This is a genomic window from Algorimicrobium echini, from assembly GCF_900115185.1.
GTDB lineage: Bacteria > Bacteroidota > Bacteroidia > Flavobacteriales > Flavobacteriaceae > Algorimicrobium > Algorimicrobium echini.
Map to the genome: position 1 here is coordinate 105203 of NZ_FOVN01000004.1, position 13528 is coordinate 118730.

The window sequence follows — 13528 nt, forward strand, 5'->3', positions numbered from 1 at the left end:
TTTCTATTAAAATTTGTTTATAATTAATCATATATCCGACTGCCTAAACGGCTAACAATAGTTATTTTTACACTTTAAAAAATTATAGAAGTTTGGAGAAGTATTTAAGCCAGTTAAATGAAGCGCAGCTTGCGCCAACATTACAGAAAGATGGACCGATGATTGTTATTGCAGGAGCTGGTTCTGGCAAAACACGTGTGTTAACCTATCGTATTGCGTACCTCATGAGTCAAGGTGTGGATGCCTTTAATATCTTATCATTAACATTCACCAACAAAGCAGCACGTGAAATGAAAGCACGTATTGCAACTATTGTAGGTGAAAGCGAAGCGAAAAATCTATGGATGGGAACTTTTCACTCGGTTTTTGCTAAAATTTTGCGTTTTGAAGCTGATAAATTAGGCTATCCAAGCAACTTCACCATTTATGATACCCAAGATTCCGATCGGCTAATTGCGGCCATAATTAAAGAAATGAATCTGGATAAGGAAATCTATAAAACCAAACAGATTCGTTCCCGAATTTCATCTTACAAAAACAGCTTAATAACCGTAAAGGCTTATTTTCGGAATCCAGAATTAATGGAAGCCGATAAAATGGCTAGACGTCCACGATTAGGCGATATTTATAAAAATTATGTAGACCGCTGTTTTAAAGCAGGTGTAATGGATTTTGATGATTTGTTGTTGAAAACCAACGAATTGCTCACGCGTTTTCCAGAAGTTTTGGCAAAATATCAAGATAAATTTCGTTATATTTTGGTGGATGAGTATCAGGATACCAACCATTCACAGTATTTAATTGTTCGTGCTTTATCAGATCGTTTTCAAAATATCTGTGTGGTAGGGGATGATGCGCAAAGTATCTATGCCTTCCGTGGTGCTAACATTAATAATATTTTAAACTTCCAAAAAGATTATGATGATGTGAAGTTATTCCGATTAGAACAGAATTACCGTTCTACAAAAAATATTGTAAATGCGGCTAATTCCATCATCGATAAAAACCAAACCAAGCTCGATAAAATTGTTTGGACAGCTAATGATGAAGGTGCTAAAATAAAAGTTAACCGTTCGTTAACCGATGGTGATGAAGGGCGATTTGTAGCGAGTTCTATTTTTGAAAATAAAATGCAAAATCAATTACCAAATAGCGATTTTGCTGTTTTATACAGAACTAATGCGCAATCCCGTTCTATTGAAGATGCCTTACGCAAACGCGATATACCGTATCGTATTTATGGTGGTTTGTCATTTTATCAACGAAAGGAAATTAAGGATGTCTTGTCCTATTTGCGCTTGATTATTAACCCAGCTGACGAAGAAGCTTTAAAACGAGTGATTAATTATCCGGCTCGCGGTATTGGGCAAACAACCATGGATAGGTTGGTAGTAGCAGCAAACAGTTATGGTAAAACCATATTTGAAGTTTTACAAAATATTGATCAAGTAGAAATAAATGTCAATTCTGGTGCGCGTAACAAATTGCGTGATTTTACCACGCTTATTGAGAGTTTTCAAGTTATGAATCAAACAGCCAATGCGTTTGAGTTAGCGGACCACGTGGTAAAAGCCAGTGGTGTTATTCGTGAATTAAATAAAGACAGCACGCCTGAAGGTGTTGCTAGAATGGAAAATATTGAGGAGCTTTTAAATGGTATTAAAGATTTTGTTGAAGGGCAAAAAGAAATTGTGGATGCTACAGCTTCATTAGCAGAATTTCTAGAAGATGTGGCTTTGGCGACCGATTTAGATGCAGATAAAGGTGATGCTGATCATGTTGCCTTAATGACCATTCACTTGGCTAAAGGCTTGGAGTTTCCGTATGTTTATATTGTAGGTCTAGAGGAAGATTTGTTTCCTTCAGCTATGAGTATGGGAACTCGTAGTGAGTTGGAGGAGGAGCGTCGTTTATTTTATGTGGCTTTAACACGTGCAGAAAAACAGGCTTATTTAACTTATGCTTTATCGCGTTACCGTTGGGGTAAACTGATTGATTCGGAACCTAGTCGCTTTATTGAAGAAATAGACGAGGAATATCTAGATATTATTACACCTATTGAGGAACGCCGTTTTAATCCGATGCTAGATGCTGATATTTTTGGCGATCCAGAACCGAATAAAGTCCGCTTTAAAAAACCAGTTCAACCAACTTTCAAAAAGAAAGGTGCGCCAGTTTCTAAAGTAGAAAAGAAAGTATTGCCTGCCTCTAAAAATTTAAAACCTGTTAGTCAAACCAAAGGGAATACCAACTTATTTGATAGTAATTTAGTGGTTGGTAATATGGTGGAGCATCTGCGCTTTGGAAAAGGTGAAGTTTTAAAAATTGAAGGTGCAGGCGCTGATACGAAAGCCGAAATTAAATTCAATAATGGTGGTGTTAAAAAACTATTGTTACGTTTTGCTAAATTGGAGGTAATCAGTTAAAAAAAACTATTTTACCATAAAAACAGAATTAATGTTGCCTTTCCCGTCATATTCTTTTACTGGATTGTCAGGATCTGTTATCCATTCATTGTCCACAATAAATTTGTAATGATGCTTTCCTCCAGTTAATGTCAAGTTTAGTGTCCAGCCAAAATCTGTTTTTTTCATTTTTAGAGCATCTTCAGACCAATTATTAAAACTACCAGACAAGATGACTTTTTCAGCATCCAAAAAATTCCGTAATTCAAAGGTTACTTCTTTGGTGATATTAATTACCGAATTGTATTCGCCATATTCATTTTCAACTTTATTAGGATTATAAGGGTCTTCAATCCAATTTCCGTCAACTATATAACGATATTGATAGGATCCAGGTTTAATTTCTAATGTTATTTCCCAGCCATTCTCAACTTTTTTCATAGAAAAAAGGTTTTCATCCCATTTATTGAATGAGCCTGCCAGAATTACTTTTTTTGCATTTTTATGACCATATAATTTAAAACAAGCATTACCATCTTCATTTTGATAGGCTGTATAAAACTTTAAATTATAGACATTTAAGGGGCTTCCGCTTGGGGTTTTTGCTGGTGCTATATTGGCAATGTTATCGTTAGGTTCAGCCCAGTATTTTCCGTTGATTAAGAATTTAAATTCCCAAGAAAATTCATTAGTAAAATCGGCTATTTTTTTTCTTAATTCAAAGGTGTTAATGCCAATTTTTTTCATTTTCCATTTGTCACGAGTCCAATCGTTAAATTGCCCAGACACAATAACTTCTTTTATATTTAAATCGTCAAAGTCATTAATGCTGCCTTCGTCGTCTGAAGTGATTCTGTTGTAATTGCTAATGTCAAACACAAATACAATATCATCGCCTTCTATCTTGTAGCCTAAAATTTTTTCTTCTTGTGAAAAGCTTGAGGCGCAAGTGAGAAAGTAAAAAATACTGATAATTTGTGATATAACTAGTTTCAATGTTTTTGTATGGGATAATTTATAAAATACAATTTCTCTTTCTGATAATTTATAATGGTTCTTTTTTGTTTGAAGAATTCATAGCCTAAAACACCATCCAAATCTGTGCCGAAAGCTTGGTTAATACCTCGCAAGTTTGTTAAAACAGTATCCATAGGGCCAAAATATATAGTTTCGCTTAATTTTACGCGATGTAGTTTTCCAGCAATAACTTCTTTTTTATTGTTGCTAGCATCAATTAAAGTTAAGCGTTTTTTTGGTGTAAAGTATTTGAGTATTTCTTTATTAAGGTTTTTGCTTATTTGATTGAATTCTGCTGCGGTGTCCAGCCCAAACGTCACTTTTTTATTGTTGATATTTCCAACCAGTGTTATAGTATGATTTTTTAATGAAAAATTTAAACTATCAACAATTTTTTCAATGTAAACTTTTTTATCGAGCTTATTTCCGTCTTTATTAACTTTTGATAATGTAATTTGATTCAAATATAAATCAACAAAAACTTCGTAATCTTTTAATACAGAATAGCCAATAATCCCTAATAGTTTTATTTTTTTACTTTTTTCTATATGTGAGAGGTTGATAACATCTGACTTTAATGATTCCAGTTTAAAGTTTTGAAGTACAAAATCCTTTACTTGTTTTTCATATGGATTATCAATTGCTTCCAATACGCCAAATGATTGATTGTCTTTTTTCTGGTGTTTATAAAGGTTTTTGAAGTGTACTTTGTTTAAAATCATGGTTTCTGATCCCGTATCAATAATGAAATTTCCATTTTGACCGTGAATTTGAGCTTCTACAACAATAAGATGATCCACAAGTTTAAAAGGAATTCGTGTCGTGTACTCATTGATTTTTTCAGATTTTGGAAAAATAATAGACCGTTTACTCTTTATGTCATTAGCTTTCAATAAGCTTGAATAGCATGTAATTAGTATAAATAATAGTATTCTTGGCATATTATTAAGACTGAAAAAAAAGGTAAATGTTACAGAATTTACCCAACAGTTTATAAATTTAAGTTTAATTTTTGAAATGTTATGATGGTGATAGGTAATTCAAATAAAAATATTTAATTTGTATAGCATCATTTTACCCAATTATTATGGCAGAATTTATTAGAATTTATGAAGAAAACCCTAATCCAAAAGAGATTAAGCGTGTTGTAGAAGTTTTAAAAAAGGGAGGTTTAATTATCTATCCAACCGATACCGTTTATGGATTAGGATGTGACATCACAAATGTGAAGGCGTTAGAAAAAATAGCTAGAATAAAAGGGGTGAAACTAGAAAAATCTAATTTCTCCTTTATTTGTCATGATTTAAGTAATTTAAGCGACTATGTTAAGCAGATAGATTCCACGACATTTAAAATTTTAAAACGTGCGCTTCCTGGTCCATATACATTTATATTGCCAGGAGCCAAATCGTTGCCCTCTGTTTTTAAAAAGAAAAAGACAGTAGGTATTCGTGTGCCTAGCAATAATATTGCGCTTGAAATAGTGAAGCAATTAGGAAACCCTATTATTTCTACATCCATTCGTGACGAAGATGATGTTTTAGAATATACTACAGATCCCGAATTAATTCTTGAAAAATGGGATAATCTAGTAGATTTAGTAATTGATGCTGGTTATGGCGATAATGTAGCATCTACCGTTATCGATTTATCGGAAGAATCTCCAATAATTGTTAGAGAAGGAAAAGGTAGTTTAGAGATTTTTTAGAATTCTATAAACTACCTTTTTTAATTATTAAGCTGATTTTAAATTTCTTGAAAATCGGTTTGTTTGATTATTGGTTAAAATTATTGAATCTGCCTGAAAATACTTTTCAGATTTAATAACATTAATGAGCCAATCTAAATGGTTTTTAGAGCGTCTTTTAAACTGATAGTGTAATGTCTGTTTCATAGTAAATTAGATTTTAAGTAGGTTTTCAAAAATCTTTTACAAAAAACGTGTTGCAGTAGGTTTGGGTTAATTAAATTTAAGTTATTATAATCTTTAAATAATAAAAAGTCTACAAATTGTACAATTTATCTGTTAAACTATTTATGTTTAAGTTAAATTATAATAAATATCTTATTTATTTAACATAAATGATAGTAATTATTGACTCATTTAGTGAGTTTTTTTTAAATCCTGGCAATAAAAAAAGCCCAATCGGTTAGATTGAGCTTTAATAGGTTTAGATTTTAACGATTATCTGCCGTCTGCTTCAAGGTTTTTCATTTCCTTATCAATCATTTCGTAGAATTCATCAATTTTTGGTAATACAATAATTCTTGTACGTCTGTTTTTAGCTCTGTTTTCAGCTGTGTCATTATCTACTAATGGTTGGTATTCACCACGACCAGCAGCAATAAGTTGTTTAGGTGCTACGCCTAAATCTTCTAATACACGAACAACAGATGTGGCACGCTTAACGCTTAAATCCCAGTTATCAATTAATGGAGGCTTGTTATAAGGAACAGGATCTGTATGCGCTTCAACCATACATTCAAATGTAGGCTTGCTCTTAACAACTGTAGCTACTTTTCCTAAAATTTCTTGAGCTCTAGTTGTTACACTGTAACTACCACTTTGGAATAATACTTTATCAGCTATAGAAATAAATACGACACCTTTTTCAACATTCACTTGTATGTCTGGATCGTTGATACCAACTTCTTTTTTCAAACTGGTAACCAGCGCTAACATAACACTATCCTTTTTGCTAACAGCGTCTTGTAAACGAGATATTCTTAAATCTTTCTCTTTTAAACTTTCAAGTGTTTTTTCAACATTACTAGCACCTTTAGATGTAAGCATTGTTAAAGCTTCATTGCTGGTAATAAGGTTGTCGTTGGTTCGTTTTAAATCGGCAATACGATCTTCTAAACCTTGTGCTTTAGATAAGCAGGAGTTTAACTTTATCGTTGCAGTATTTAATAAATCTTGTGTTTCTTTTTGCTTGGCTTCAAGAGCTGCATATTCTTTTTTAGAAACGCATGAGCCAAGTAGAAACATGGCGGAAATACTCAATAAAATTAGTTTTTTCATAATACTTAATGTGATTTTAGATGTTATTTATTAACAGATCAAAATTATACAAAAGATTAGTTCATCTTGTCTCTATTAACAAAAACTTTAACAAATTTATAAACAATTAATTTTCAACATAATAAATTAAAAAATACGTAAATTTTAACTTAAAAGCTAAAGAAACGGACTCTAAAAAAGTATCGTTAATTTTAAACTTGGTATTTACGCTTGATGTAATAATCCCAAACAATAGATTTTGTATTAAAGTAGTGTGTTTTTTGTTTTAGGTTTTTACGTTTTTTTAGCAGTAATGGTAGGTGTTTATAAAAGCTTATGTGCGCTTTTAAAACGGCTAAAATATGATGAAACTTAAAAGTAATTAGAAACATGGCGCTTGCTATACCATCTAATAAAAGTCGCGTAAAAATCAGAATGAATAAATTGCCATATGCATTTTTTGTCAAAGCAAATAAACTATTTCTAAAATTTAAATAGGTTTTCTTTGGGTTTGTATTTTTAAGTGTTGCGCCTCCAACATGAAACACTGTTGAGGCTCCGATATAAACCGTTTTTAAATTTCGATTAAAAGCTCGCCAGCATAAATCAATTTCTTCCATATGAGCAAAAAATGATTCGTCAAAACCATTTAAAGTATCAAAAACGGATTTCCGAATAAATAAACAGGCACCCGATGCCCAAAATATTTTGGCTTTATTATTATACTGTCCAAAGTCTTTTTCAACAGTGTTAAACACACGACCTCTACAAAACGGATAACCGTATTTGTCAATATATCCGCCTGCAGCACCAGCATATTCAAAATAATCCTTGTTTTTATAATCTAAAATTTTTGGTTGAATAATAGCTGTTTCCCGACTGTTTTCAAATTCCTTAAGAATTGGGTTTAACCAGTTTTCAGTAACTTCTACATCAGAATTTAATAAGCAATAGATGTCCTCGTTTACCTGTTTTAAAGCGTCATTATAGCCTTTGGCATAACCACCATTTTCAGAATTTTCAATTATCTGAATAGTTGGGAAGTTTTCCTTAATATACATGACAGACCTATCGGTTGATGCATTGTCGGCAACATAAATAATAGCTTCTTTAGAAAAAGCTAAAACGGCTGGTAAAAACTGTTCTAAAAGCTTTTGTCCATTCCAATTTAATATAACAACTGCTATTTTCATTAAATATAATCAGGTATGTCTTTTAAAAATGTGTAGCATTCTGCCTTGAAATCCATTTGGCAATAATAATGATTTAAACCGTTGGTTACCATTAAATATGTGGCATTTAAGGTTAAATTATATTGTGCAATTTGGTCAAATGTGCTTTGCGTAATGGGAATACTAGGAGCCTTACATTCAACAATTAAGTGAATACTACCATCTGGATTATAAACTACAATATCGTAGCGCTTTTTTAAATCGTTGACACGCAATTCTTTCTCAACGTTTATAAGCGATTTAGGATATTTTTTTTCTTGTAATAGAACTTGTAAACAGTTTTGGCGCACCCATTCTTCAGGTTGTAAAATCACAAATTTTTTCCGAATAGGATCGAATATAGAAACTTTATTTTCGCTATTTTTGAAACGAAACGAAAACTTCGGAAAATTGAGTGCTTGCATGGTTGCCGCTTATGATTTTGCCAAAGTTAACGTTCAATAATCAAAAACCAAATGCCTGGCCTCTTTTTTAAGAACAGGTATATTAAATTTCGAAAAGTCAGTATTTTGGACGAAATCAAACAATTAGTAACCGATATCAAGAAACGGAACTTTAAACCCATTTATTTTTTAATGGGTGAAGAGCCATATTATATTGACAAAATTTCCGATTATATTCAAGAAACCGTTTTAACAGAAGATGAACGTGGTTTTAATCAAATGGTCTTATATGGTCGTGATGTTACTATTGATGAAGTTGTAGGAAACGCCAAACGTTTTCCCATGATGGCTGAATATCAGGTTATTATTGTTAAAGAAGCACAGGATTTATCCCGAACTATTGAAAATTTAGTAGAGTATGCAAAAAACCCGCAGCCATCAACCATTTTGGTTTTTAATTACAAATACAAAACAATTGATAAGCGTAAATCGTTGTACAAGGCACTAAATAAAACTGCTATTGTTTACGAAAGCAAAAAATTATACGACAACCAAGTTCCGGGTTGGATAAACCGTGTATTGTCCGGTAAAAATTATAGTATCACACCAAAAGGTGCTCAAATGCTTACAGAATTTTTAGGAACAGATTTGAGTAAAATTAGTAACGAATTAGATAAATTAATAATCGTTTTGCCTGAAGGTACTCAAATAACGCCAGAGCTGATAGAAGAAAACATAGGAATTAGTAAAGATTATAATAATTTTGAATTGCACAAAGCCATTGGTTATCGTGATGTGGTTAAAGCGAATAAGATTATTAAATATTTTGGAGAAAACCCCAAGGATAATCCTATGGTTCTTACCGTTGGGTTTTTATACACCTATTTTAGCCGTGTATTACATTTGCATGGTTTGAAGGATAAATCATCCAGAAGCGTGGCAGCAGCATTAAAAATATCACCCTATTTTACAGAGGAATATATTGTTGCAGCGCGTAATTATCCTATGAAAAAAGTAAGTGCAATTATCTCGGATTTACGTGCATTTGATGTCAAGGGGAAAGGTGTCGGTGCTAATGCTGTGCCTCAAAGCGACTTATTAAAAGAGCTCATGGTTCGTATCATGTATTAACAGTTTTCTTTGTTTTTAACATGATAACCCCATCCTTTAACATTTTTTATTAAACTTCCGTTAAACAGTCTTTCAAATTCGTTGAAAGCCTAGATATCTATTATATTAAGGTAAACGAATTAATAATCTTAAAAATACTTAAAATGGAGAATTTAAATAAAAAGCGAGTAGCAATTTTAGCTACGAATGGTTTTGAAGAAAGTGAATTAAGAGAACCAAAAAAAGCATTGGAAGAAGCAGGTGCTCATGTTGATATAGTGAGTCTTGAATCTGGAACTATAAAATCTTGGACAGATGGAAATTGGGGTAAAACCTATGAAGTCGATAAAACATTAAATGGTGTATCTCATAGCGATTATAACGCGCTCATGCTACCAGGTGGTGTTATTAATCCTGATTTGTTGAGAAAAAATAAAAATGCGGTGAATTTTGTGAAATCATTTTTTGAAAATCACAAGCCAGTAGCAGCTATTTGCCACGCACCTTGGCTATTAGCCGAAGCAGGTGTTTTAAAAGGAAGAAAAGTAACCTCTTATGACTCAATTAAAACAGATATTATTAATGCAGGAGCTAATTGGGTAGATGAAGAAGTTGTTGTAGACAGCGGATTAGTAACAAGCCGCTCACCAAAAGATTTACCGGCATTTAATTCTAAATTAGTTGAAGAGGTTTATGAAGGTAAACATGAAGAACAGATGGCATAATATTTTTGTCAATCTTATAAAAAACGCAAACCAAACGGTTTGCGTTTTTTTTATGACTTTAAAGTTTCCAGTACTAAATTATAATCATACTGTAAATCTTCATGTAACGTTTTCACAATCTTTTCAATAGCTAAAATTTGTCTTTCGTAAATATTGGTAAGCGTTACATTTCGTGATATAGAAGGTGTCATGTTTTTTAAACATTCACAAAAATAGAGCAGAAGCTCAACTTCGGTTTCTTTCTTTAAGGAATAACGCGCGTACTTTTTTATGAGTCGCAAGATTTTACGAACACTTTTTTTAATATAGAAATAGCTGCTGGTATTTATGTTTGAAAACTGTAAATCGATTTCGTTTTTAACCGATTCTATATAACCTGTTTCATCATGAGATTCAAATAATAAATAGGTGAGTAGCTCTTTATTTTCTTTTTTGAATTTAGACAACCGTAGCACCAATTCCATCAAATCTTTATTGGACTTATGTTGTAACTCTTTTTTTATGGTAACTACAGAAACAGCTTTCATATTAATTTCCCGTTAAAACGGGAATCTTTTAGTTTTATTAAATGCATGTAATCTCTCGAAAGAAAAAAGATTGTTTATTTTTATTCGGTTTAAAATTAGTGCTTATCCAAAGAATACTTTCCAGGTCCAGTTAAAAATAGCACTAAAAATCCAACAAGATATAAAAGGGCTTTTTCTTTGGTATAAAAATCATCTTCTAAATGAACAATAAATGCAGCTACCAACATGGTTATGGTTGCAGGAATAGCTGCTAATTTGGTTTTATAGCCAATGATAATAAATATAGGAGCAATTACTTCACCAATTAAGGCTAAAATTAGAGATGCTGTTGGGCCAACACCTATAGGGTCGCCAAATTCAATAGGACTTGTAAACAGGCGTTCTATTTTAGGAATGCCATGAACGAGCATCATGCCAGAAATGCTAATTCTTAAAATAGCTAGAGCTAAATTGGTATAATTTTTTGTCAGCATAGGTTAAATTTTTTTGTGAAGCGATTATTAAAATAAAAGCATCATTGTTTTAGTTAGAGTTAGAGCTTAAATATACTAAAACAAAAAGACCTGATTGTAAATTTTTACAATCAGGTCTTTAGATAGTTGTTTTATAAAATATTGTTTATCTTAATTTTGGAAATTCATGCGGATTTGTTTCATGCATCAGGTTATAAACAGCTTCAAAAACATCTTCAACAGATGGTTTAGAAAAATAATCGCCATCAGTTCCATAAGCTGGTCTATGGGCTTTAGCTGTTAGTGTTTCAGGTTTACTGTCTAAATATTTGTAGGCATTTTGTGTGTTTAAAACTTCGTTTAGAATAAAGGCTGAAGCACCTCCAGGAACATCTTCATCAATTACCATTAACCGATTTGTTTTCGCTACGCTTTTCACAATGTCATGGTTTAAATCGAATGGTAATAACGATTGTACATCAATAATTTCGGCACTAATACCAACTTCTAGTAATTCTTTAGCAGCTTGCTCAATTACGCGAAGTGTGGAGCCGTAAGATACTAACGTAATATCATTACCTTCTTGAATGGTTTCTACCACACCCAAAGGGGTTTTAAATTCACCGATATTGGTTGGCATTTTCTCTTTTAAACGGTAGCCATTTAAGCATTCTACTATTAAAGCAGGTTCATCACTTTCCAATAAGGTATTATAGAATCCAGCTGCTTTAGTCATATTACGTGGCACTAAAACGTGGATGCCACGAATTAAATGAATTACACCACCCATTTGTGAGCCAGAATGCCAAATACCTTCTAATCTGTGTCCTCTTGTTCTAATAATTAAAGGTGCTTTTTGACGACCTTTAGTTCTGTATTGTAACGTTGCTAAATCATCACTCATAATTTGCAAGGCGTATAGAATATAATCCAAATACTGAATTTCGGCAATTGGACGTAAACCACGAAGAGCCATACCAATACCTTGCCCTAAAATAGTAGCTTCACGAATACCAACATCTGATACGCGCAATTCACCATATTTTTCCTGCATACCTTCCAGACCTTGATTGACATCGCCAATATGGCCAGCATCCTCACCAAAAATAAGCGCTTCTGGATACTTGCTAAAAATAGCATCAAAATTGTCACGGATTACTAAACGAGCATCTACGTTTTCGCTAGAATCATCATAAGTTGGTTTTACTTCTTTAATATTTAAAGCTGATTTTTCCGATTGTGAATATAAATGCGAGCTGTATTTAGGTTGAACAACATCAATATAATTATTAATCCAAGAGGTTAATTGATCTTTAGTTTCCGATGTTTCATGCACAACATAACGTAAGGCTTTACGAGCTGTAGATAGTATATCTTTTCGGATTGGCTCTGAAATTTCAGCCAAATCATTTTTTAGTTTTTCAATAAATACTTTGTTAGAACTTGCTGTAGCAACGGTTTCTAATAAAGCTATCAATTCGTTTTGTTCGTTCTTTAAAGGTTGTGAAAATGCGGTCCAGGCTGCTTTTTTACCATCGCGAACTTGCTTTTTTATGGTTTTTTCTAGAGCTGTTAAATCATCATCGGTTGCTATACCATTAGCAATAATCCATTCACGAAATTTAACATTACAGTCGTATTCAGCTTCCCAAGATAGTCGTGCTTCATTTTTGTAGCGCTCATGCGAACCAGAGGTAGAGTGACCTTGAGGTTGAGTTAATTCTTGAACATGAATTAAAACAGGTACATGTTCTTCACGAGCTACATTAGAGGCTTTTTGGTAGGTTTCAATTAAAGCTGGATAATCCCAACCCATAACGCGTAAAATTTCAAATCCTTTTTGGTCGTTTTCGCGCTGAAAGCCTTTTAATATTTCTGATATGTTTTCTTTGGTTGTTTGGTGTTTTGCATGAACCGAAATACCGTATTCATCATCCCAAACGCTCATAACCATCGGCACTTGTAATACGCCAGCTGCATTAATGGTTTCAAAAAACAAACCTTCACTAGTGCTGGCATTTCCAATAGTTCCCCAAGCTACTTCGTGGCCTTTGTTTGAAAAATTGGTGGTATCAATGCCTGTAACTTGTCTGTATATTTTTGATGCTTGTGCCAATCCTAACAAACGAGGCATTTGTCCAGCTGTAGGTGAAATATCGGCACTCGAATTTTTTTGCTCTAACAGGTTATTCCAGTTCCCATTTTCATCTAAACTCTGTGTAGCAAAGTGTCCACCCATTTGGCGACCAGCAGACATTGGTTCTTCTTTTAAATCCGTATTCCCATAAAGTCCGGCAAAAAACTGTTCAATGTTTAAAGCGCCAATGGCCATCATAAAGGTTTGATCACGATAGTATCCTGAACGAAAATCGCCATTTTTGAACGCTTTTGCCATGGCTAATTGCGGAACTTCTTTACCATCGCCAAAAATCCCGAATTTTGCTTTACCTGTCAATACTTCACGACGTCCTAACAAACTACACTCACGGGAAGTAACGGCTAGATTATAATCGTTTAAAACTTCGGTTTTAAAATCTTCAAAAGACAGGTCTTTATTTATTTCAGGATTTGCTTTCATAGGTGACTAGGTATTTTTGCAAAGGTAGTTATTATAACTAATATTTACAACGACCTGAACTGTTATAAAATTGATTAATTATGAAATAAAAGGGG

At 32.9% G+C, this 13528-nt stretch carries 13 protein-coding genes; 4 read left to right on the forward strand and 9 right to left on the reverse strand.

Annotated features, from left to right (window positions below; genetic code table 11):
• The first annotated feature begins 92 nt into the window (after positions 1–92).
• Entirely contained in the window at positions 93–2426 is a 2334-nt protein-coding gene (locus BM239_RS10555; protein ID WP_092208368.1) for an ATP-dependent helicase, read from the forward strand.
• Positions 2427–2432: 6 nt separating this feature from the next.
• Here the strand turns inward: BM239_RS10555 and BM239_RS10560 are convergent, their stop codons facing one another.
• Positions 2433–3401, reverse strand: coding sequence for an early set domain-containing protein (locus BM239_RS10560; RefSeq protein WP_092208370.1), 969 nt, complete (start codon positions 3399–3401; stop codon positions 2433–2435).
• Positions 3398–4363, reverse strand: a complete 966-nt coding sequence (locus BM239_RS10565; RefSeq protein ID WP_143094914.1) for a pepsin/retropepsin-like aspartic protease family protein — start codon at positions 4361–4363, stop codon at positions 3398–3400. The genes BM239_RS10560 and BM239_RS10565 overlap by 4 nt, the downstream gene beginning before the upstream one ends.
• Positions 4364–4509: 146 nt before the next feature.
• Between BM239_RS10565 and BM239_RS10570 the strand changes: the two genes are divergently transcribed.
• The gene (locus BM239_RS10570) at positions 4510–5130 is read left to right on the forward strand and encodes an L-threonylcarbamoyladenylate synthase (protein WP_092208374.1); all 621 of its coding nucleotides are present in this window, start codon (positions 4510–4512) and stop codon (positions 5128–5130) included.
• Between the two features lie 27 nt (positions 5131–5157).
• Here the strand turns inward: BM239_RS10570 and BM239_RS15435 are convergent, their stop codons facing one another.
• The 4 genes from BM239_RS15435 to BM239_RS10585 all read right to left on the reverse strand — a co-directional run bounded on the left by BM239_RS15435 (position 5158) and on the right by BM239_RS10585 (position 8062).
• Entirely contained in the window at positions 5158–5316 is a 159-nt protein-coding gene (locus BM239_RS15435; protein ID WP_177209026.1) for a hypothetical protein, read from the reverse strand.
• Positions 5317–5607: 291 nt separating this feature from the next.
• Positions 5608–6447: an OmpA/MotB family protein gene (locus tag BM239_RS10575; protein ID WP_092208376.1), complete on the reverse strand. Its 840-nt coding sequence runs from the start codon at positions 6445–6447 to the stop codon at positions 5608–5610.
• Positions 6448–6638: 191 nt separating this feature from the next.
• Complete coding sequence (locus tag BM239_RS10580; RefSeq protein ID WP_092208378.1) at positions 6639–7619, reverse strand: glycosyltransferase family 2 protein; 981 nt, start codon at positions 7617–7619, stop codon at positions 6639–6641.
• Complete coding sequence (locus BM239_RS10585; RefSeq protein ID WP_092208380.1) at positions 7619–8062, reverse strand: type I restriction enzyme HsdR N-terminal domain-containing protein; 444 nt, start codon at positions 8060–8062, stop codon at positions 7619–7621. The genes BM239_RS10580 and BM239_RS10585 overlap by 1 nt, the downstream gene beginning before the upstream one ends.
• 105 nt (positions 8063–8167) lie before the next feature.
• Between BM239_RS10585 and holA the strand changes: the two genes are divergently transcribed.
• Both holA and BM239_RS10595 read left to right on the forward strand, forming a co-directional pair.
• Positions 8168–9172 carry a DNA polymerase III subunit delta gene (gene holA / locus BM239_RS10590; RefSeq protein WP_092208668.1) on the forward strand — a complete coding sequence of 335 codons (1005 nt, stop codon included), beginning with the start codon at positions 8168–8170 and terminating at the stop codon, positions 9170–9172.
• A 143-nt stretch (positions 9173–9315) separates the two neighbouring features.
• Positions 9316–9876 (forward strand): type 1 glutamine amidotransferase domain-containing protein, encoded by a 561-nt coding sequence (locus BM239_RS10595; protein ID WP_092208382.1) that lies wholly within the window; start codon positions 9316–9318, stop codon positions 9874–9876.
• Between the two features lie 50 nt (positions 9877–9926).
• Here BM239_RS10595 and BM239_RS10600 read toward each other — a convergent pair whose 3' ends face one another.
• From BM239_RS10600 to BM239_RS10610, 3 genes are all read right to left on the reverse strand, one after another.
• Entirely contained in the window at positions 9927–10403 is a 477-nt protein-coding gene (locus BM239_RS10600) for a hypothetical protein (RefSeq protein ID WP_092208384.1), read from the reverse strand.
• 95 nt (positions 10404–10498) lie between these two features.
• Positions 10499–10876: a DoxX family protein gene (locus BM239_RS10605; RefSeq protein WP_177209027.1), complete on the reverse strand. Its 378-nt coding sequence runs from the start codon at positions 10874–10876 to the stop codon at positions 10499–10501.
• 145 nt (positions 10877–11021) lie between these two features.
• Complete coding sequence (locus BM239_RS10610; RefSeq protein ID WP_092208386.1) at positions 11022–13433, reverse strand: alpha-ketoacid dehydrogenase subunit alpha/beta; 2412 nt, start codon at positions 13431–13433, stop codon at positions 11022–11024.
• Positions 13434–13528 lie beyond the last annotated feature (95 nt).